This is a genomic window from Mesorhizobium sp. M2A.F.Ca.ET.067.02.1.1 (assembly GCF_004023285.1).
In the GTDB taxonomy this organism is placed as follows: Bacteria; Pseudomonadota; Alphaproteobacteria; order Rhizobiales; family Rhizobiaceae; genus Mesorhizobium.
The window spans coordinates 1-1,740 of record NZ_RZSB01001015.1 but is presented as its reverse complement, the minus strand read 5'-3'; the positions used below and the strand labels follow the sequence as shown (position 1 = coordinate 1,740).

The window sequence follows — 1,740 nt, the reverse complement described above, 5'->3', positions numbered from 1 at the left end:
GCGCGACCGGCTACAAGATGGCCGGCGACGCCACCAAGATGCGCATCGTCGTGAATTTCGACAGCGAGCCGGGCGTCAAATGGTTCTTGTTGCGCGGCCCCAATCGCCTGGTCGTCGACCTCCCGCGCACGCGATTCGCCCTTGAGACCAAGGATGTGAAGCCGCGTGGCCTTGTGCGGGCCGTCCGTTATGGCGATCAGGGGCATGGCTCGCGACTGATCCTCACCGGCAAGGGTCCTTTCGCCGTCGACAAGCTCGACGTGCTCAAGAATGACGACGGCATCGGCTATCGCATCGCCATCGACATATCGGCCGCCTCCGAACGGGAGTTCGACGAGGCGCTGGCCAACCAGTCGCTGACCACCGGTTCGACGGTCTCCACCGAGAAAGGCGAGAGGGTCGGCACCGGGCCGGTCTCGGCGCCCGGTCATCGCTTCACCGTGGTGATCGATCCTGGCCATGGCGGCGTCGATGGCGGCGCCGAAAGCTCAGCCGGCACGGTCGAGAAGGACGTCACACTCGCTTTTGCTAAGGAATTGCGCGACAAGCTGGCCGCGGTCGGCAAATACGATGTCTTCATGACCCGCGATGACGACGTCTACCTGGCGCTTGACGAGCGCGTGCGCATCGCGCGCCAGCACGAGGCCGATCTCCTGATCTCGATCCATGCCGATACGATCGCGGTCAAAGGTCTTCGCGGCGCCACGGTCTACACACTTTCGGACAAGGCCTCCGACCCGGAAGCCCAGGCGCTCGCCGATCGCGAGAACCTGTCCGACCAGTTTGCGGGAATGAAGATCGAGGACGACAACAAGGAAGTCACCGACATCCTCATCGACCTGATCCGCCGGGAAACGCATGGCTTCTCGATGAGCTTCGCCCACACGCTGGTCGGCCAATTGTCGACCAGCGTCGGCCTCATCAACAATCCGCAACGCTCGGCCGGCTTCAAGGTGCTCAAGGCTCCGGACGTGCCGTCCGTTCTGGTCGAGCTTGGCTACCTCTCCAACAGCAAGGACGAGGCGCAATTGCTCAGCGCCGACTGGCGCGGCAAGGCCGCGCAAAGCATAACCAACGCGGTCGCCCTGTTTGCCGCTGCCAAGGCCGGAACGGCGACGGGCGGTTGATCCGCCCACGCCCCCACAACCGCTTGGGGTCTGCAACCATAAGCGGCGTTGCATGACGACAACACCCGGCGTTATTATTCGGCGACCGAGTCCTCAAATCTCGCGCTGCCGTATTTTGTCCACATGGTCGCGACATGGGTCTTTTGATTGCGGATTGGGACCGCCCCGGGAAGCTTGCGCGACTGCCGGCTTCGTTTAGGAAATTCCCGAACCTCGGACTGGAGCGGGCATGATTCGTCTCATCGGCTATTTCTTTGGCATCGGCACGACGCTGGCGTTGCTGGTGGCGGCCGGCCTTGCCATCTATATCAGCCATGTCGCGAAGGACCTGCCCGACTACGAGGTTCTGGCCAAATACGAACCGCCGGTGACGACGCGCATTCATGCCTCCGACGGCTCGCTGATGGCGGAATATGCGCGCGAGCGGCGCCTCTATCTGCCGATCCAGGCCATCCCGGACCGCGTCAAGGCCGCTTTCATGTCGGCCGAGGACAAGAACTTCTACAACCACCCCGGCATTGACGTAACCGGCCTCGGCCGCGCCATCATCGTCAACCTGCAGAATCTCGGCTCGGGCCGGCGCCAGGTCGGCGCTTCGACCATCACCCAGCAG

2 protein-coding genes are annotated in these 1,740 nt (G+C 63.2%); both read left to right on the top strand.

From position 1 onward, the window contains the following. Positions 1–1,127, top strand: a 1,127-nt coding sequence (locus tag EOA28_RS34855) for an N-acetylmuramoyl-L-alanine amidase (RefSeq protein ID WP_148671069.1), incomplete at its 5' end; no start/stop codon positions are given. 229 nt (positions 1,128–1,356) lie between these two features. Next, on the top strand, positions 1,357–1,740 hold a 384-nt coding region (locus tag EOA28_RS34850; RefSeq protein WP_189342367.1), incomplete at its 3' end, for a transglycosylase domain-containing protein.